Source organism: Streptomyces megasporus, from assembly GCF_000718985.1.
Lineage (GTDB): Bacteria > Actinomycetota > Actinomycetes > Streptomycetales > Streptomycetaceae > Streptomyces > Streptomyces megasporus.
This window is the reverse complement of sequence record NZ_JODL01000016.1, coordinates 129,765-148,059: the sequence shown is the minus strand read 5'-3', so window position 1 is coordinate 148,059 and position 18,295 is coordinate 129,765. Positions and strand designations below refer to the sequence as shown.

The 18,295-nt window shown below is 73.7% G+C and carries 16 protein-coding genes and 1 pseudogene; 8 read left to right on the top strand and 9 right to left on the bottom strand.

All coding sequences use genetic code 11. The features are described 5' to 3' along the window. Positions 1–12: 12 nt before the first annotated feature. On the top strand, positions 13–915 hold the full coding sequence (gene purU, locus IF47_RS0115485) for a formyltetrahydrofolate deformylase (protein WP_106982566.1): 903 nt from the start codon (positions 13–15) through the stop codon (positions 913–915). 72 nt (positions 916–987) lie between these two features. Here the strand turns inward: purU and IF47_RS0115480 are convergent, their stop codons facing one another. Both IF47_RS0115480 and IF47_RS27860 read right to left on the bottom strand, forming a co-directional pair. Next, a complete protein-coding gene (locus IF47_RS0115480) occupies positions 988–2,157 on the bottom strand; it encodes a zf-HC2 domain-containing protein (RefSeq protein WP_051717737.1) in 1,170 nt (389 codons plus the stop codon). Then, positions 2,154–2,731: pseudogene (locus IF47_RS27860) on the bottom strand (sigma factor). The gene IF47_RS0115480 and the pseudogene IF47_RS27860 overlap by 4 nt, the downstream one beginning before the upstream one ends. Positions 2,732–3,062: 331 nt before the next feature. Between IF47_RS27860 and IF47_RS0115470 the strand changes: the two are divergent. Then, entirely contained in the window at positions 3,063–3,437 is a 375-nt protein-coding gene (locus tag IF47_RS0115470) for an STAS domain-containing protein (RefSeq protein WP_031509368.1), read from the top strand. A 178-nt stretch (positions 3,438–3,615) separates the two neighbouring features. Here IF47_RS0115470 and IF47_RS30735 read toward each other — a convergent pair whose 3' ends face one another. Together IF47_RS30735 and IF47_RS28770 are read right to left on the bottom strand one after the other, a co-directional pair. Then, on the bottom strand, positions 3,616–3,768 hold the full coding sequence (locus IF47_RS30735) for a hypothetical protein (protein ID WP_157839979.1): 153 nt from the start codon (positions 3,766–3,768) through the stop codon (positions 3,616–3,618). A 6-nt stretch (positions 3,769–3,774) separates the two neighbouring features. Further along, a complete protein-coding gene (locus tag IF47_RS28770; protein ID WP_157839978.1) occupies positions 3,775–3,972 on the bottom strand; it encodes a hypothetical protein in 198 nt (65 codons plus the stop codon). 243 nt (positions 3,973–4,215) lie between these two features. Here IF47_RS28770 and IF47_RS0115460 point away from each other — a divergent pair, with 243 nt between their 5' ends. After that, positions 4,216–4,743 (top strand): ATP-binding protein, encoded by a 528-nt coding sequence (locus tag IF47_RS0115460; RefSeq protein ID WP_078591857.1) that lies wholly within the window; start codon positions 4,216–4,218, stop codon positions 4,741–4,743. 306 nt (positions 4,744–5,049) lie between these two features. On the opposite strand, the gene IF47_RS0115455 is transcribed toward IF47_RS0115460, so the two are convergent. Further along, positions 5,050–6,192 carry a flavin-containing monooxygenase gene (locus IF47_RS0115455; RefSeq protein WP_037732676.1) on the bottom strand — a complete coding sequence of 381 codons (1,143 nt, stop codon included), beginning with the start codon at positions 6,190–6,192 and terminating at the stop codon, positions 5,050–5,052. A 477-nt stretch (positions 6,193–6,669) separates the two neighbouring features. Here IF47_RS0115455 and IF47_RS0115450 point away from each other — a divergent pair, with 477 nt between their 5' ends. Beyond that, on the top strand, positions 6,670–7,719 hold the full coding sequence (locus IF47_RS0115450) for a TrmB family transcriptional regulator (protein WP_157839977.1): 1,050 nt from the start codon (positions 6,670–6,672) through the stop codon (positions 7,717–7,719). Between the two features lie 196 nt (positions 7,720–7,915). Beyond that, positions 7,916–9,118, top strand: a complete 1,203-nt coding sequence (locus IF47_RS0115445; RefSeq protein ID WP_031509364.1) for a S8 family peptidase — start codon at positions 7,916–7,918, stop codon at positions 9,116–9,118. A 228-nt stretch (positions 9,119–9,346) separates the two neighbouring features. On the opposite strand, the gene IF47_RS0115440 is transcribed toward IF47_RS0115445, so the two are convergent. Beyond that, positions 9,347–9,994: a TetR family transcriptional regulator gene (locus IF47_RS0115440; protein WP_031509363.1), complete on the bottom strand. Its 648-nt coding sequence runs from the start codon at positions 9,992–9,994 to the stop codon at positions 9,347–9,349. Positions 9,995–10,125: 131 nt separating this feature from the next. On the opposite strand from IF47_RS0115440, the gene IF47_RS0115435 reads away from it, so the two are divergent. The 3 genes from IF47_RS0115435 (at position 10,126) to IF47_RS0115425 (ending at position 14,309) form a co-directional block, all read left to right on the top strand. Then, entirely contained in the window at positions 10,126–11,016 is an 891-nt protein-coding gene (locus tag IF47_RS0115435; protein ID WP_031509362.1) for a VOC family protein, read from the top strand. A 180-nt stretch (positions 11,017–11,196) separates the two neighbouring features. Next, positions 11,197–13,698: a protein serine/threonine kinase AfsK gene (afsK, locus tag IF47_RS0115430; protein WP_031509361.1), complete on the top strand. Its 2,502-nt coding sequence runs from the start codon at positions 11,197–11,199 to the stop codon at positions 13,696–13,698. Between the two features lie 125 nt (positions 13,699–13,823). After that, complete coding sequence (locus IF47_RS0115425; protein WP_051717731.1) at positions 13,824–14,309, top strand: hypothetical protein; 486 nt, start codon at positions 13,824–13,826, stop codon at positions 14,307–14,309. Positions 14,310–14,404: 95 nt separating this feature from the next. On the opposite strand, the gene IF47_RS0115420 is transcribed toward IF47_RS0115425, so the two are convergent. The 3 genes from IF47_RS0115420 to afsR form a co-directional block, all read right to left on the bottom strand. Then, entirely contained in the window at positions 14,405–14,587 is a 183-nt protein-coding gene (locus IF47_RS0115420; protein ID WP_031509359.1) for a hypothetical protein, read from the bottom strand. Between the two features lie 230 nt (positions 14,588–14,817). Then, positions 14,818–14,967, bottom strand: a complete 150-nt coding sequence (locus tag IF47_RS30730) for a hypothetical protein (protein WP_157839976.1) — start codon at positions 14,965–14,967, stop codon at positions 14,818–14,820. 293 nt (positions 14,968–15,260) lie between these two features. Then, on the bottom strand, positions 15,261–18,206 hold the full coding sequence (gene afsR, locus IF47_RS0115410; RefSeq protein ID WP_031509358.1) for an SARP-family global regulator AfsR: 2,946 nt from the start codon (positions 18,204–18,206) through the stop codon (positions 15,261–15,263). Positions 18,207–18,295: the final 89 nt, after the last annotated feature.

Genomic DNA, 18,295 nt, shown 5'->3' with positions numbered 1-18,295 from the left:
ACGCTTGTCCGCATGAGTCAGCCGCAGTCCACCCCGGTGTCAGGCCAGTCCGAGCGCTCCGAGGAGCGCGAACAGTACGTCCTGACGCTCTCGTGCCCGGACAAACAGGGCATCGTGCACGCCGTTTCCAGCTACCTCTTCATGACCGGCTGCAACATCGAGGACAGCAGGCAGTTCGGTGACCACGACACCGGGCTGTTCTTCATGCGGGTGCACTTCAGCGCCGAGAGGCCGGTGACCCTGGAGAAACTGCGGGCGAGCTTCGCGGCGGTGGGCGACTCCTTCGCCATGGACTGGCAGATCCACCGCGCGGGCGACAGGATGCGCGTGATCCTGATGGTCAGCAAATTCGGCCACTGCCTGAACGACCTGCTGTTCCGCACCCGGATCGGCGCCCTGCCGGTGGAGATCGTGGCCGTGGTCTCCAACCACACGGATTTCGAGGAACTGGTCGCCTCCTACAACATCCCCTTCCACCACATCCCGGTCACCCAGGACACCAAGCCCGAGGCGGAGGCGCGGCTGCTGAAGCTGGTGCGGGACGAGGACGTGGAGCTGGTGGTGCTGGCCCGCTACATGCAGGTGCTCTCGGACGACCTGTGCAAGGAGCTGTCGGGCCGGATCATCAACATCCACCACTCGTTCCTGCCGAGCTTCAAGGGCGCCCGGCCCTATCACCAGGCCCACGCGCGCGGTGTGAAGCTGATCGGCGCCACGGCGCACTACGTCACCGCCGAACTGGACGAGGGGCCGATCATCGAGCAGGAGGTGGAGCGGGTGGGCCACGAGGTCACGCCCGAGCAGCTCGTGGCGGTCGGCCGCGACGTCGAGTGCCAGGCGCTGGCCCGCGCGGTGAAGTGGCACAGCGAGCACCGCGTCCTGCTCAACGGCCGCCGCACGGTGGTCTTCGCCTGAGACCCGAGGCCGGACTCCGGGGCTCCGCGGCGCGACGGTGACTCGGCGGCGCGGCGGGGCCCCCGGGCCGGCTCACATCCGGGAGAGGGAGGCCACGGCCCACAGGACGTCGTGGATCGCCTCCCGGTCGCCCTCCCGGCCCGCGGCCACCTCCGGCGGAGGGACGTGCCCCGCCGCCAGCAGGCAGAACTCGGTGTCCTCCATCGCCAGGTGGGCGACCGTCGCCTCGGGGACGGCCAGGGCCGCCGGGGAGTCCAGGGGGATGTACCAGTCGCCGCCGCCGCTGCCCTCGATCTCCAACCGGAGGGTGCGGCCCGGCGCCCCCGCCGCCGTCAGCCGGCGCGGTGGGGCGGCCAGCCCGGCACGGCGGCGTTCCGCGATGGCCGAGGGCAGGCGCCGGACGACGAAGTCCACCATCGGGCCGAGGTGTTCGGGCGCGGGCGGCCCGTACGGGTAGTCGATGGCCGCCGCGATGTCCCCCGCGTGGACCCAGCACGCGAACGCCCGGCCGACCAGCGCGTCGCGCACCGGCCGCCGGACGTCGTCGAAGCTCACCGGGACGTCGGCCACCTCCGACGCCCGGAGGGTCACCGCGCTCGCGATGCTCCTGGTCTGGGTGCGCCACTTGTTCCGCACGAACGGCGGTCCGTGCCGGCGGCAGCGCTCGATCGCGGCCTCCGTGCGTTCGGCCACCGTGCGCGGGGCGCCGGGGCCGAGCGGGTCCGGAAGGCCGAGCGTGGTGGCCACGAGGCCGTCCACCGAGCCGAGGTGGGCCAGCACCCCGCAGAGCGTGAGCGTGCGCTCGCCCTCCGTCCAGCGCAGCCGCACCGGGGTGTTCCACTCCGCGTCGCCCATGTCGCGCAGCAGGGCGTCCAGCCGCGCGGTCTCCGCGTCGTACGGCGCCGCCCACCGGGGCAGGGGGAGTTCGGCCGGGCGGCGGCGCAGGCACTCCCGGAGCACGCGCGAGCGCAGCAGGGGATCGAGGTCGAGGGTCTCCTCGCGGTGCATCAGGCTCACGGCCTCGCGCAGCCGCAGCGCCTCGTCGGCGCAGGGCGCGCAGTGGGCCAGGTGCGCCTCGACGGCGGCGGTCTCCTCGGGCGAGCAGGCCGACAGGGCCCACGCGCCGAGCAGGGACTTCAGCGCGAAGTGGTCGTACCAGGGCGGAATGCCCTCGCCGAGGGACGGTGCACCGTCCTCACCGGCCGGCCCGCCGTCCGTCGGCCCGCTCTCGGGGAGGCTCACGAGGCCCTGCCGGCGCCGGGGTCCGTGACCGTGCGCGTCACGGCCGTGGACAGCAACTGCAGGCCCAGGCGCAGCCTCCGCCGCGCCTCGTCCTCGCTCACGCCCAGCTCGGCGGCGGTGGCGCGGTAGTCCCGACGGCGGACGTAGGCCAGTTCCAGGGCGCTTCGCAGCGAGGCGGGCATGGCGGTGGCCATCAGGTCCGCGCGGGCGGCCGCCGCCGCGTCGCGGACCCGCTCCTCCAGCCTCTCGCACGACTCACCGCACGAGATGCGCTCGCACAGGTGCCGCACGGACTGTCGGTGGGTGAGTTCGGCGAGCCAGGAGCGGAGCGACCCCGCTTCGGCTCGTACGCCAAGGGGTGTTCCCACGCCTCGGCGAAGACCTCCCCCATGACGCGGTCCGCGGCCTCCTCCTCGTCGAGGAAGCGGAGGGCGAGGCCGTGCACCATCGAGGCGTACCTGTCGTACAGTTCGCCCAGCGCGGGCTCCTCGCCCCGCGCCAGCCGCCGCCACAGCTCGTGGTCCTGGTGAGACTGTGGCTCGGCGGGTGTTCCGTTCGGTGTCTCGTCCGGCATGTCCCACCCCCAGTCCTCCCGCTCGTCTCGAATGTAGTGGCAGGGGCCGGCGGGATTCCCTCTTTTACGACAACGTTCCCGGTGGCGGTCGCACACGGTGGCGAACCCGTCGCTTCGAGTGCCTTGTGTGGAGTGGTCGGGTTCGTTCCTGTCCGGTTCTGGCGCTGTGTTATGCGGGTGTGACCGGAAGTGGGGAGAGGGTGAGACCTGATTCGACATAGGGTCGAGGTCTGCAACTGTTCGAGAGGAGGCCGGCGGGGACGGCCGGCGTGGGAGAGGACGGGAAGAGATCGTTCCGGTCGGTGTCGGCGGACGAAGGGACTACAGGCACGTGTCGTTGAAGGTGATCGTGGAGGAGCGGGGGGAGTGGACGGTCCTGCGGGTGTCGGGTGAGCTGGATCTCATGACCTCCCCGGGGGTGCGCCAGCGGGTGCACGACGCCGTGGCCGACGGCCGCCGGAACCTCGTGCTCGACCTCTCCCAAGTGCTGTTCTGCGACTCCAGCGGTGTCGGCGTCCTCATAGCCTCACGCCGTCTGATGCGCTCGTGCGCGGGCCGTCTGCGGCTGATCCTCCCCGCCCAGGGCGCGGTGGAGGGCTCCCACGTCAACCGCGTCCTCGCGGCGCTCGGCGTCCGGCGTCTCTTCGACTGCTATCCGGACCTCGACGCCGCCACGGACGACGCCGCGAGCCCCCTCAGCGCCTGAGCGGGGCCGCCGGCCCCGCTCAGGCGGTCGCGCGCCGCCCGAGCGCCCGCGCCCGACGGCTCGCCCACGTACCGGGCCGCCACCGAGGCGGCGGCTCCGACGTCCTCGGGCGCCCGTTTCGAGGCGATCCGGCGGGCGTCCGACTCCTCCCGGTCCAGGCGGGTGTCGTGGAGTTCGGTCACCGTCTCAGGGCGGACCGCGCCTCGTCCTCCACATCGGAGTCGCGGGTGAGGAGGCGCACGCGGAACAGCGACTCGTGCGCCTCCGAGCGCAGTCGGTGGATCTCCCGGGCGAGGGACGGCATGTCCTCCTCGTCGGGCCGCTCGTGCACCGCGAATCACCGGTGCGCCGGCGTGCGCCGGTGGTTGTGGAGGGCGCCCGCGTACAGGCAGTACGCGTCGATCCCCTCCTGTCGCAGTCTCTCCCGGCGCGCGATTTCCTCGCCGTAGGCGGTGGTGCGGCGCCGGAGGACGTGGGTGATGCCCGCACCCATCGGGGTTCCGAGGACGGCGATGACCGCCGCCATCGCTTCCATGGCTCCGGTCGATCACGAAAAGGCCCGAGAAGAACGGTTGTTGACGCACTCGGGTCCGGGCGTTCGACTCCTCGGCGGGAGCGTCGCACAGTATGCGGTACCGCTACTCCTTTGCGCCGGAATATGCCCGAAGCGCTTGTTGTCGCAACCGCGGGTCCATCAGGCTGTGCTGCACCGGGGGAACGGACGGTGGTCTCGCATCGGCGCGCGGCCATGTTGCTCCCGGGCAGGATGGTGTGAAGGGTGCAGATGCTTCAGGCGCAGATGGAGGTCGGAACCGATCCCACGGAGGTGGGAAGAGCCCGCCGGTGGGCCCGCTCGCGCCTCACGGCGCTCGGCGCGGGAGCGGACGAGTCTCTGGAGGAGACCCTGGTCCTGCTGGTCTCCGAACTGGTCACCAACGCCGTTGTCCACACCGGCCGTCCCGCCCTGCTGCGCATAGTCCTCTCCGGTTGCCTGGTGACGGGCGGCGGAACGGTGCGCGTCGAGGTCTTCGACACCAGCAGCAGACCGCCGAGACGGAGACGGGTCGAGGACGAGGAGCCCGGCGGGCGCGGCCTGGAACTGATCTGTGCGCTCGCCGACCGCTGGGGTTGGCGTCAAGAGGGCGTCGGCAAGCGGATCTGGTGCGAACTGGACCGCGGACACGGCGCGGTCCCGGCGGGCACGGGCGTCGCCGACGCCGGGGACGTCGGGCGGAACCCGTCTCCCGGGACGCCGCCGGCCGGCGCCCTCGACGACCGGGCACGCGACCGGGCGGTTCACACCTGACGTCCGCCCCCGGCCTCGGTGTGGGAGGCTTCCGAATCCCACCGGGTGTTGACGGAACGTGCCTGTTTGATCACGCTTGGGGCAGCGCCCCCGTCGCGAGGGGACGTCGAAGCGCCTCGGGCGCCTCGGCGAGTACGGGGCGCGGTCCGGCGCCGTCGGCTCCCAGGGGAGCGACAGGGCCCGAGCGCCGGAGCCGGATGGCGGTCCGCCGTGCCGTGCTCGGGGCGCGCACGCGCGGACCGCCGGCCGACCGACACCCGACCGGCACCGTCCCCGCGCTGCCCGTACCGTCCTCGCGGCGGACGCTCAGCCGGTCGTCGTGCGGGCGACGGCCCGGGCGATCCGCCGCGCGTCGATGGCCAGTTCGCGCAGTGTGCCGCTGATCGGGTTGGTGTAGCCGATGAAGTGCAGGCCCGCGGCGGTGCGCAGTTCGCGGGGGCCGTGGACGAGGGGCGCGCCGCGTTCGTCCAGCACGCCGAGGTGGCCGACCACGTCCTCCAGTCCGCGCCGGTAGCCGGTGGCGGCTATGACGACGTCGGGGGTGATCGCGGTGCCGTCGCCGAGGACGACCCTGGACCCGTCGAAGGACTCCACCGCCGCGACCGGCTCTATCCGGCCCTTGCGCACCGCCTTGACGAAGCCCGTGTCCAGGACGGGGATCGCGCCCTGCCGCACGCGCGTGTACAGCCCGGTCTCCGGACGCGGCAGGCCGTGCGCCGACAGGTCCGGGATCGTCACCTTCGTCAATCCCCGGGCCATGCCGTCCACCAGGCGCACCGGCAGCCGTCGCACCGCGACGGCGTTGGCCTGGGCGGACCGGCCCAGCGTGGAGCGGCGGAGGATGTGGGGCGGGGTGCGGACCGCGAGCCGCACCCGCGCCGCGCCGCCCTCGGCCAGGTCCAGGGCGATCTCCGTGCCCGTGTTGCCGGTGCCGACGACCAACACGTCCTTGCCCGCGTACGGTTCGGCGTGGCGGTAGTCGCGGGCGTGCAGCAGCTCGCCCTCGTAGGCGTCGCGGCCCGGCCAGTCGGGCACGCGCGGGGTGTGGTTGTTCCCGGTGGCCACCACGACCACCGGGGAGGTCAGTTCCCGGCCGCCGTTGGCCCGCAGCACCCAACTCCCGTCGTCGGCCCGGTCGATCCGGGCGACCTCCACGCCCGTGGCCACCTCCAACCGGTGCCGGCGCGTGTACTCCTCCAGGTAGCGCACCAGGTCGTCGCGGCGCACCCAGCGTCCGTACGAGCGCGGGATCGTCAGCCCGGGGAGCGAGGAGCGGCGGCGCGTGGTGTGCAACCGGAGCCGGTCGTAGTGGCCGCGCCAGGAGGCCCCGACGGCGTCCGACCTCTCCAGCACGACCGAGCGGATGCCGCGCCTTCGCAGGGCCGCCGCGGTGGCCAGTCCTCCCGGCCCCGCTCCGATGATGTGCACGGGTCTGCTGTTGTCGGACATGGGCATGGCGATAGAGCCTATCCCCATTCCTCCTCCGTGCGTCGGTCGCCCCGGAACGGGACGGCGACGGCGGGGGTGGTGGGGCCCGGCTCGGGGCCGGCCGCGCGGGGGCGGTTCCGCGCACGACCGGGGGCCGTCGGGATCGCCGGAGCCGACGGCCCCCGACCGCCGTGCGGGGAGGTGCCGCCACCCGCGTCGACGCCGGTCACCGGGCGTCGGTCGCCGTGTGTCCGGTGACCGGAGGCGCGGGACCGACGCTCCGGGCCCGGACACCCGGGACCGTCACCGCCGGACCGGTGTGCGCGGCACCCGGTGAGATCGGTCGGATGCCGGGCCGTGGTCGCCGATCAGGGCGGCGGCGTGCCGCTCGCCGGACGGGGTCGCGTGCCGACCGGCGGGCGGGCCGTGCGTACGTTCTACAGCAGGACGCGCACGGCCGGTGACACCTGTGGGACAGCGGCACTAAGGTGCCGCGCCATGAGGCGTGACGGAGGCGGGACGGCTGCCGAGGAGCCGTGTCCCGATGCCCTGGCGGCCGGGTTGTCCGCGTTCGGCGTGGACGACGAGGCCGTCGCCCTGTACGTGGCGCTGCTGGCGGGCGCGGACGCGCCCTCGGCGTCCGCCGCCGCGCGGCGGACCCTGCTCTCGCTCGGCCTGGCGACCGAGGTGCCGGACTCCGAATCCCCCGCGGAACCCCCCGCCGAGACCCCCGCCGAAGGTCCCGGCGACGCCGCGACCGTCCTGGTGCCCGTACCGCCCGCCTCCGCGCTGGAGCTGCTCACCCGCCGGGAGACGCTCCGGCTGGAGGAGGCCCGCTCGGCGGTCACCCGCGCCTACGAGCTGTACCGGCGCCGCACTCCGTCGGCCGTGGGCGACCGCGTCGCCGAGGAACTCACCGGCGACGACATGGAACGAGTGCTGGGCGAGACGCTGGGCGGGGCGCGGCAGGAGGTGCTGCGCTTCGACTCGCCGCCGTACTTCTGGGACATCGGACGCGGAGCCAAGGACGAGATCGCGCAGCTTCGCCGAGGGGTGCGGTACCGGGTGGTGTACACGCGGGCGTCGCTGGCCCACCCCGGCTACCTCACCGAGAACGTCCAACCCTGCGTGGACGCGGGCGAGGAGGCCCGCGTGGTCTCCGAACTGCCGGTGAAGCTGATGGTGGTGGACGGCCGGATCGGCTTCGTGTCGATGTCCATCGCGGACGTGGACGTCGGCCGCGGCACGCTGGTCGTCCGGCCGAGCGCGTTACTGGCCGCGCTGCGCGCGCTGTTCGAGACGTACTGGGACCGGGCCCTGCCCGTCCACCCCGAGAGCGGGACCGCGACGGGCGGAGCGCGTCCCGGCCCGGCCGAGCGCCGCATCCTGGCGATGCTCGTCGCGGGGGTCCCCGACAGCCGGATCATCCGTGAACTGGGCGTCAGCCGCCGGACGTTCTTCCGCCGCATGGAGCTGCTGATGGCGCAGGCCGGCGCGGCCAGCCGTTTCCAGTTGGCGCTCCAGGCGCAGCGCCGGGGCTGGCTGTGACGGCTCCGAGCGCGCGTCCGGAGCGCGTGTCCGAAGTGCGCGCCGGCACGGAAGTGCGACGAGGCACCGATGTGCCATGGCACCCCGGTGCCCCGCGAACGCCCGCCATCGACTAGAACCGTGAGCACTTTCCAGGCAGGCCCCCCAGCGAAGAGAGACCCACACGGTGAAGAGATCGAGAAGACCCCGCATAGCCATGGGCGCCGCCGTCGCGGCGCTCGCCCTCGTCGGCGCCACGGTCGCGACGGCGTCGGCCGCCACCCCCGGACCGGACGCCGCGCCCCTGGGCGTCATCCGGGGCGCCGAGGCGCCGAACGCGCTGGACGGCCGGTACATCGTGGTGCTGAAGGACTCCGGCGCCGCCGCCCGCACGCTCAAGGCCCCGGGCGATGTGAGGGAACGGGCCCGGGAGCTGACCGACACCTTCGGCGGCGAGGCCGTCCGCACCTACGCCTCGGCCCTCAAGGGCTTCTCGCTGAAGGCCACCGAGAAGCAGGCCCGGCGTCTGGCGGCCCACCCGGCGGTCGCGTACGTCGAGGCCAACCGTATCGAGCGCGGCGACGCCACACAGACCGACCCGGCCTGGGGCCTGGACCGCGTCGACCAGCGTGACCTGCCGCTGGACGCCGGCTACACCTACGACACCACGGCCCCGAACGTCACCGCGTACATCGTGGACTCCGGCGTCAACATCGCCCACCGGGACTTCGAGGGACGCGCCTCCCACGGCTGGAACTTCGTCGACGGCACCAAGACGGCCTCCGACTGTCATGGACACGGCACGCACGTGGCGGGCATCGTGGGCGGCGAGACGCACGGCGTCGCCAAGGACGTGAAGCTGGTCGCGGTGAAGGTGCTCGACTGTGCGAACTCGGGCACCACCGAGGGCGTCCTGGCCGGCTACGACTGGGTCGTCAAGAACGCCGTCAAGCCCGCCGTCGCCAACGTCAGCATCGGCGGCAGCGCGAGCGACGCCAAGGACGCGGCGGTGCGGAGGATGGTCCAGGCGGGCATCACCGTCTCGGTCTCGGCGGGCAACAAGGGCACCGACGCGTGCACGCAGTCGCCCGCCCGCGAGCCGTCCGTGATCACGGTCGCGGCGACGGCGGTGGACGACTCCAGGCCGAGTTGGTCCAACCACGGCACCTGTGTGGACCTGTTCGCACCGGGCGCGTCCATCCCGTCGGTCGGGATCGACTCGACGACGGCGACGAGGACGATGAGCGGCACGTCGATGTCGGCGCCGCACGTGACGGGCGCCGCGGCGCTCTACGTCTCGAAGCACCCGACCGCCACTCCCGCGCAGGTGACCCGGGCGCTGCTGGACACGGCGAGCGCCGACCGTGTGACGGGTCCGGGGGAGGGCTCGCCGAACAAGCTGCTCCACAGCCGGTTCTGAACCCGTCGGCCCCGGGGCCGGGCCCGACGCCATCGGCGCCCCGGACGGCCGGTGACAGGAGCCGGCCGTCCGGGGCGCCGGGCGGAACGCGAGGGACGGAAGCGGGGGGGCGGGACGCGAAAGTCGGACGCAGGGTCGGACGCGGGGGTCGGACGGGACGAGGGAAGACGACAGGAACGACGGAACGTCGACGGCCGGAAGACCGCGAGGGAGAGGGCGAGCGGCGCCCTACCGAGTGGGCTTGCGGCCCGTGACGCCGAGGTAGAGCAGGTAGGCGAGGTTGGGTTTCAGGTCGGCCCGCTTGGCGCCCCAGCTCTGGACGGCCTTCTGCTGCCCGGCCACCGCGGCGAGCATCGACACCAGGGAGCCGGCGACGGCGGCCGGACTGACGGCCCGGTCCCCCTTGCCCCTGGACTGGAGCTTCTCGATGGAGTCGGTCAAGGGGCCGATGACGTTGCCCAGGACCCTCGCGCGGATCTTGGAGAACCGCTTGTCGCCCTCCGCGGCGCCCAGGTCCACCACACGCAGGATCGCGTCGTTCCGCTGCCAGAAGGAGAGGAAGCCGTCCACCAGCTCCTCCGCCGTCTGCCAGCCGGCCTTGCCGCTCCAGGGGCGGTCGGTGGCCAGGTCGGACAGGGAGGAACCCTCCTTCGCCATCCCCTCGGCCAGCTCCAGGACGGCGCCCTCCACATCGGGAAAGTACTGGTAGAAGGTGGCGGGGGAGGTCCCCGCGCGCCGTGCGACGTCGATGACCCTGACGTCGCGGTACGGCGACGAGCCGAGCATCTCGTCGAGGCAATCGAGCAACTTCTGTCGCGTCTCCTGGCCGCGTCGCCCGGCCACCCGACCGTCAACAGTTCGTACTTGTCCTGTCATGTCGTCAGCTTACCGAGGGATGATCGGCACGCGATTCGACTGACCCCAAATGGGGTGTGCTACTGCATAAAGGGTGATACACGGATAGCGTTCCGGTATCGGGACAGGACTGTACGGAAGGGAACCGGACGATGGCCGACGCCGGAGCCGCGTTCGCGGAGGGCACGCCCTGCTGGACCGACGCGATGCTGCCCGACCTGGAGGCGGGCAAGCGTTTCTACGGTGAGCTGTTCGGTTGGACCTACGGCGACCCCGCACCGCCCGAACGGGGGTCCTACACGGTGGCCCGCCTCGACGGCCGACGGGTCGCCGCGCTGTCGCACAAGCCGGACGGACGGCTGCCGACGGTGTGGACGATCTACTTCGCCACCCCCGATGCGGAGGCGACCGCCGAACGCATCCGCGCGGCGGGCGGGCAGCTCGTGACGGAACCGGCCCCGGTGGGCAGGGCCGGGGTCATGGCGACGGCCGTCGACCCGGGCGGCGCGGCCTTCGGCCTGTGGCAGCGGGGCGCGCTGACCGGCTTCGAGGTGACGCGCAGGCCCGGCTCCTACGTGTGGACCGAGGTCTGCACCCGGGAGAAGGCGGCCGTGGACGTCTTCTACGCGCGGGTCTTCGGCTTCGGCATGTACGCGGCCGGCGGCGGGGGCGCCGGGGCGGCCCCGGAGGTTCCCGAGGAGGCGGAGGAGAGCGCGAGGGAGGGAGCGGGGGAAGGCACGGGGGAGAGCGCGGGGGAGGACGCCTCGGACATCGCGGTCTGGGTCCCCGCCGGGGCGCCGCTCGACGACGAGCACGCCATCGGCGGACGTACCATGATCGACGAGACGTACCCGGTGGAGATGCCGGCCCACTTCCTCGTCCACTTCGCGGTCGCCGACTGCGACGCGGCGGTCCGCACGACCACGCGCCTGGGCGGCAGGGCGGTCGAAGGCCCCCAGGACACGCCTTTCGGGCGCTACGCCGTCCTCCTGGACAACCAGGGCGCGCGCTTCGGAGTACTCGACACCTCCACGGTCTCCTGAGGGGTGCGGGAGGCCGGACGGCGGCCTCCGCCGGCCCCGGTTCGGGCGACTCACCGCCCCCCGGTTCGCAACCGCGAGCCACGCCAGGAAGAATCGGCACTCGGACCGCGGGGACCGGTACGGCGGTGAGAAGCTGCACGGGGCGGCGTTCGTCGACCCCGACGGGGAGGTGGCAGGCAAGTGGTGGAGCAGCTTACGCAGCACGATCCGCGGCGGATCGGCCCGTTCGAGGTGCTCGGCCGACTCGGCGCCGGAGGCATGGGGCTGGTCTACCTCGCCCGCTCGGCGTCCGGGCGGCGCGTGGCGATCAAGACGGTGCGCTCCGAACTCGCCGAGGACCAACTGTTCCGCGTCCGCTTCACCCGCGAGGTGGAGGCGGCCCGCGCCGTCAGCGGCTTCTACACGGCCGCCGTGGTGGACGCCGACCCGCGTGCCGCGGTGCCGTGGCTGGCGACGGCGTACGTGCCCGCGCCCTCCCTGGAGGAGATAGTCAACGAGTGCGGGCCGCTCCCGGCGCAGGCCGTCCGCTGGCTGGCCGCCGGGGTCGCCGAGGCGCTCCAGTCCATCCACGGGGCGGGCCTGGTCCACCGCGACCTGAAGCCCTCCAACGTGCTGGTGGTGGAGGACGGCCCGCGGGTGATCGACTTCGGCATCGCCTCCGGGGTGTCCAACACCCGACTGACGATGACCAACGTGGCCGTCGGCACCCCCTCCTACATGTCGCCCGAGCAGGCGCGGGACTCACGCAGTGTGACGGGCGCCAGCGACGTCTTCTCCCTCGGCTCGACCCTGGTGTTCGCCGCCACCGGCCACCCTCCCTACCACGGCGCCAACCCGGTCGAGACGGTCTTCATGCTGCTCCGCGAGGGCCCCGACCTGGAAGGGCTGCCCGACGAGCTGCGGCCGCTCATCGAGTCCTGCATGCGGATGGAGCCCGAGCAGCGGCCCACCCCGGCGGACCTCCAGGCCCAGCTCGCCCCGCACCTGTTCTCCTCGGGCGGGGACGACAGCGGCACGGCCTCGGCGTGGTTGCCGGCCGGCGCCGTGGAACTGATCGAACGGCACCGGGGCGGCCGGTCGAGACCCGTCCGCCCGCCCGCGCCGAACCCCGAGCCCCGGCCGGAGCCGGAGCCGCGTCCCGAACCCCACCCGGAACCCCACCCCGAACGCCATGCTGAACACGGCCACCGGCAGCCGGAGCACTCGCCCGCACCGGCCGTGGCGAGCGCGGGGCCCGCTCCCGACTGGCGCCCCCCGGTCGCCGATCCGCGCGGCGGGGGAGCGTCCGCCGTGGTGGCCGCCCCGCCCCGCACCGTGCCCCCGCCGCCACCTCACGCCCCGGCGTACGCCCCCCACGACGGACCCGTGCGGCTGCCGGGCGCCCAGGTGCCGATCGGTCCCGGCCCGCGGCGCGCGCTGGGCCGGCGGCCCGAGGTCGGCGGCGCCACGTCGTGGGTGCTGCGCGCGTCGGGCGGTGGTCCCGGCACGGCCGGCACGGCCGGCCTCGGCGCGACCGCGGCCCACCCGCCGCCCCGGGAGGACACCGCCGCGCCGGCGCGCTGGCGGCCGTGGCGCTTTAGGATGTCCAACGACGTGTGGGGCACGCCGATCGTCGCGGACGGCCTGCTCTACGTCACCTCCTTCGAGGTCCACGCGCTGGACGTGGCGACCGGCCGGCGGCAGTTCAAGACCCGCGAGGTGGCGTGGTCGATGACCGTCGACAACGGTCGGGTGCACGCCTCCGACGGCCCCAGCCTCTACGCGCTGGACGCCAGGGACGGCTCCGAGCGCTGGCGGCTGCCGGCGGAGGGCTGGGTGTACGCGCTGCGGGCCGACCGCGGCACGGTCGTCACGGCCACCCGGGGCGGAGGCGTCCAGGCGTGGGAGGCCGCGACCGGCGAGCGCCTGTGGGAGCTGTCGGGCGCGCAGACGGACTTCGAGACCCCCGAGGGCGGCCCGGTGATCCGGGCGGGCACGGTCTACGTCTGGGGCGACGGACGGCTGTACGCCCTGGACGCGCGCTCGGGCGCCGAGCGGTGGTCGTACCCGGTCGGGGACACCTCGGTGACCGGCGGGGTCGCGGTGCGGCTGCTGCCCGCCGACGACGGGGCGGTGTACGTGAGCGCGGGCTCGCGGGTCTTCGCGCTGGACGCGGCCGCCGGCACGGAGCGGTGGCGCTTCGACGCGCCCGCCGCGTTCCTGTGCCCGCCCACGTTCGTCCCGGGCGCGGCGATCGCGGGCGGCGGCGTCTACCTGGCGGACTACCTGGGCACGGTGTACGCGCTGGACGCGGCCAACGGCCACGACCGCTGGCGGATCGCCACGGAGGCCCGCCAGTCCACCGAGCCGGTGGTGGTGGCCGACGGGCTGGTCCACCTCGGCAGCGGCGGCGCGCTCTACACGCTGGACGCGGTCAGCGGCACCCCGCGCTGGCGCTTCGCGACGGGCGGCGAGATCACCGGGGCCCCGGTCGTGGCGGACGGCCGCGTCCACTTCGGCTCGGCGGACCACTGCCTGTACACGCTGGACGCGGTCGGGGGCCGGCTCCGCTGGAAACTCGCCACGGACGGCGAGATCACCGGTTCCCCGGTGGTGACGGGCGGAGTGGTCTACGCGTGCAGCCGGGACCGCTGCGTGTACGCCCTGGACGCGGCGAAGGGAACCGGACAGGCCCGTTCCTGACGTCCTGCCATATGGACCCGGCGCATGGCAGCCGGGGACGTACTGGTAAGAAGTCCGGGTGCTCGCGGTGGACACGTCACATCGGAAACGCGGGCGCGTACGGTAGGTGATCGGGGGAGTTCGGTGTGAAGCGTCATCTGAAGCTGATAGCCGTCGTCACCGTCGTGGTGATGGCCCTGTCCGGGTTCAACCTCGCCCGCAGCGGCGGGGGCAAGGGCGGCGGGAGCAGGAGCGGCGGCGGCAGTGGCGGCGGGGGGTGCGGCAAGGACAAGTCCAGCAGCTCGCGCTACAACGGCGGCTACCGGTACAACTCCACCACCGGCGGCAGCGGTTCCTCCGGCTCCGGTTCCTCCTCCAGGAGCCGCGAGCCGGACGCCAGGATCGTCAGTTGTGCCGCCACGGGCGGGAAGACGGTGGTCGAGCTGGTCTCCCGGGGCAGGACGGAGACGTTCACGGTCCACGTCGACTTCCTCGACGATTCCGGGGAGGTCGTGGACACCGGCTCCAGGCGCGTGAGTCTGAAGTCCGGTGCCACCAAGCGCGTCGAGCTGGAGCCGGACCGGGTACCGGTGCACCGGGTGGACGCCTGCCGCATCGACGACGTCGTCTGAGTCGACGCGGGCGGGACGCCGCGGGACGGGAACGACACGTCGAGGGGTGGGGCCGGAGAACCGGCCCCACCCCTCGACGTGTCCGTCCGACCGCCTCAGGAGGCGTGGGTGTCCCTCTCGGGACTCGACGCCCGGTCGTCCGACCAGGGGGCGGAAGCGTGATCATCGGCCTGCGGCGCGACCGACGCGTGGGTGTCCGCCACGGCCGGCGCGGCCACGCCGCTCACCATGGCCGCGGCGATGGCGAAGGCCGCGAGGATCCTCTTGGGACGAGGCATGTTCGACTCCTCTGTGCGGAACGGTGTTCCCGTGCCTGGGTAACTTAGCGACGGGTGGACGAGCGTTCGATCTTCGGGCGGGAACTTCAGGCTGGAAACAGTCGAAGACTGGCGGTTTTGCGCACTCGGGGCAGCGATCACCGGGAATGGCACAGGGACCAGCATGACGGCCCCCCTCTGCCGCCTTGCCGGCCCCTGTACTCCCCCGAGGAAACGTGGTCCGGTCGGATTTACCTGGCGCCCTCGCCCGAGGCGTGGCTGTCGCCCTTGCTGGGCCCGCCGCCGGGCTTGTAGGTCTTCGCCTCGTCCGCAGCGGCGCCGTCCTGCCCCCCGCCCGAGGCGTGGCTGTCCTGGGTCTGGAAGTCGTTGTCGGTGGTCATCGGAAGTTGGACTCCTTGCTGTGGTGGCGAATCGGTCCGGTCCGTCCGGCGGCTCCCCCGTGGGCCGCCGGACGGGTGCCCGGGGTCGTCCCCCCTGTCCCGAGGATCGGGACGTCCGCCCCGGTCGATCCGTCTGCCCCCCGATGCGACGGATCGGCTTGTACAAGCATGGTGGGCGTCGATAAACAATCGATGAACGCCCTCGGTCTGCCCTCGATCCGCTCCCCGCCCCACCCTCCGACCCGCCCCGACACGTGCCCGACACGTGCTCGACGCGGTCGCCGCGGGGCTCGTCACGCGGCGATGACGGGCGAGAGGAGTTCTCGGACCTCCACCGCCTCGGGCGACTCCAGGGCGTCGAAGATCTTCAGCGCGTCCTGCCAGCAGGCGCGGGCGCGGTCCGTCTGCCCCAGTGCGTCGAGGGCCCGCCCCAGGACCGTCAGCACGGTTCCGCGCCGCCACTCGCCTCCGATGCCGCGCAGGGCGAGGGCCTGCTCGGCGTGGGTCGCGGCCTGCGCGGGGCGCCCCGCCTGGAGGTGGGCCTCGGCCAGCCGGAAGTGGGTGACGCCCTCCCACAGCGGCTGGCGGCTCTCGTGGAAGGCGGTGAGGGCCCGGGCGAGCTGGTCGAGGGCCTCGGCGGTGCGCCCGGCACCGGTCAGCGCCATCCCCAGCGCGTAACGAGCGTTGGCCAGCCGCCTGTTGAGCCCCATCTCCGTGTAGATCCCCACGCCCTGTTCCGCGAGCTTGATCGCACTGGCCTTGCGGCCCAGCGCGAGATGGATCCGGGAGAGGTTGCACAGGGCGCTCGCCTCGCCGACGCGGTTGCCGTCGGCGCGGAACGCGGCGATGGCCTGGTTCAGCAGGGCGTCGCCCTTCTCCTGTCGGTTCCGGTAGATGGCGATGATGCCGCGCTCGTTCGGCGCGTGGCAGCTCGGCACGGGATCGCCCGTCGTCAGCGCGAGCACCATGGCCCGCTGGGCCTCCTGGTCGGCCTGCTCGAAGCGTCCCGAGACGCTGTAGGCGTGGGTGAGGTTCAGCCGGGCGCGGCCTTCGGCCCAGGCGTCCCCGGCCGCCCGCGCGGCCTCGCAGACGGCGAGGGCGGCCCGTTCGTAACGCGGCGAGTTGACCCCGGACTCGGCCAGGTCGCGGGTGGCCAGCAACAGGTCGGTCGCGCGGCGCAGCGTGGCGCCGCCGGCCGACTGCTCCACGCAGGCCAGCAGGCAGTCGGCCTCGGCGAACAGCCAGTCCAGCGCGGCGGCGCGGTCGGCGAAGACCAGACCGGGGTGCTCGGTGGCCGCCAGGTGCTCCGCCGTGCGGTCGCCGGGGCGCTCCAGGGCGAACACCCCGGTCGCGGTGGCGAGGTGGAAGTCCAGCAGCCGGGAGAGGGCCGCCTCCCGGACGGTCGGGGACTCGTCGCGCTCGGCACAGGTGCGGGCGTAGAGCCGCACCAGGTCGTGGAAGCGGTAGCGGCCCGGCGCCGCGGACTCCAGCAGGGAGATGTCGACCAGGGACTCCAGCAGGTCCTCGGTCTCCTCCGGAGGACGGTCCAGCAGGGCGGCGGCGGCGTGCACGGAGATGTCCGGGCCGTCGGCCAGGCTCAGCAGGCGGAAGGCGCGGGCCTGGCCGGGCTCCAACTGGCCGTAGCCCAGCTCGAAGGTGGCCTTGACCGCCTGGTCGCCGGCCTGGAGCTCGTCCAGCCGGCGGCGTTCGTCGGCGAGCTTGCGGGCCAGCACCGAGACCGTCCAGGTGCGGCGGGCGGCCAACCGGGAGGCGGCGATGCGGATGGCCAGCGGCAGGAAGCCGCAGGCGGCGACCACGTCCATGGCGGCCTCGCGCTCCGCGTGGACCCGCTCCTCGCCGAGGATCTTCGTGAACAGCGTCATGGCCTCCTCGGGGCTCATGACGTCCAGGTCCACCAGGTGCGCGCCGGCCAGGTCCACCATCCGCACCCGGCTGGTGATCAGCGCGGCGCAGCCCTCGGTGCCGGGCAGCAGGGGACGGACCTGGGCGGCGTCGCGGGCGTTGTCCAGCAGGGTCAGGATGCGGCGGCCGGCCAGCAGCGAGCGGTAGAGCGCGGCCCGCTCCTCCAGCCCCTCGGGGATCGCGGAGTCGGGGGTGCCCAGGGCGCGCAGGAAGGCGCCGAGGACGGTCTCCGGCTCGGCCGGGGACCGCCCGGCGCCCTGGAGGTCGACGTAGAGCTGGCCGTCGGGGAACCGGTCACGGGCGGCGTGGGCGACGTGGATGGCCAGGGTGGTCTTGCCGACCCCGCCGATGCCCGCGACCGCCGAGACGGCCATGATCCTGGACTCGGCGGTGACCAACTGGTCGCCCAACTCGGTCACGAAGGCGGCCCGGCCGGTGAAGTCCGGCACGGTGGCCGGGAGTTGGGCGGGACGCACGAAGGTGACCCCGCCCTGGGGCGCTGACTCCTCGGCAGGCCGGGCGAGTTCCTCGTCGGCCTGGAGGATGCGCTGCTGGAGCTCCGCCAGCTCCGGGCGGGGGTCCACGCCCAGCTCCTCGGCGAGCAGCCGGCGGGTGTCGGCGTAGACGGCCAGCGCCTCGGCCTGCCGGCCGCTGCGGTACAGCGCCAGCATCAGCAGCTCCCGCAGCCGTTCGCGCAACGGGTGCTCGACGGTCAGGGCGGTCAGCTCGCCGACGGCCTCCGCGTGGAAGCCCAGCCGCAGGTCGAGGTCGAGACGGTGCTCCAGCAGGGACAGCCGCCACTCCTCCAGCCGGGTCCGCTGGTTCTCGGCGTACGGCCCCGGCACCGAGGCGAGCGTCTCGCCGTCCCACCGGGCCAGTGCCGCGTCGTACAGCCCCCGCGCCCGGTGGTGGTCGCCCTCCGCGGCGGCCTTCTCCGCCTCGGCGACGCACGCGCCGGCCGCGTCCACGTCCAGTTCGGTGTCCGGCCCCAGCCGGATCGCGTAGCCGCCGGACTCGCTGATCAGAGCCTCGGAGCCCAGCACCTTGCGCAGCCGCGAGGCGTAGGTGCGCAGCGCGGCCAGGGCCCGCTGCGGCGGTTCCTCGCCCCACAGCGCGCCCACCAGCTCCTGTGCGGTGGCCGTCTGCCCGCCGCGCAACAGCAGGGCCGCCAGCAGGGCGCGCTGCTGCGGGGAGCCGACGCCCACGGCCTCGCCGTCGCGCCAGGCGCGCACGGGCCCCAGCACGGCGAAACGCAGCCGGTGGTGGCGGTTGTCCGACTGCTGTCGCTCGCGTCCCGTGTGCCCCTCGCCGTCCATGGTGCCCCCTGCGAAGTGTGTCGACCCGCAGCGGTCAGTGTGCCTTGCCGAAGGTCGATACGTCAGCCGTGCCCCTGTCTCTCCCCACA